This window comes from Streptomyces sp. NRRL F-2664, assembly GCF_000719345.1.
GTDB lineage: Bacteria > Actinomycetota > Actinomycetes > Streptomycetales > Streptomycetaceae > Streptomyces.
In genome coordinates this window covers 1-247 of the sequence record NZ_JOFX01000573.1, presented here as the reverse complement: position 1 = coordinate 247, position 247 = coordinate 1, and the positions used below count along the sequence as shown (strand labels likewise).

The following is a 247-nucleotide window of genomic DNA, read 5'->3' as shown; positions in this document are numbered from 1 at the left end:
GTCTGTCACCGACCCCTACGGCGCCGCCACTACCGTCGCCTACGACGACGGCCGGGTCGTGTTCACCGCCCCGGCCCGTTCCGGCGACGGCCACCGCCTCACCGCCGTCCTGGAGCTCCAGGACGGGCTGGTCCGCAAGGCGACCGCCGGGGACGGGGCGGTGACGGGGCTGGAGTACGGGCGGCCGCTGGCCGGACACGGCCCCGTCGTCACCAAGGTCGCCTCGCCCCTCGGCGCGGTGACCGAG

General features: G+C 76.5%; 1 protein-coding gene. It reads left to right on the top strand.

The genetic code is table 11. The features are described from left to right. Nucleotides 1-247, top strand: a 247-nt coding sequence (locus IF89_RS41410; RefSeq protein WP_158718187.1) for a hypothetical protein, incomplete at both ends; no start/stop codon positions are given.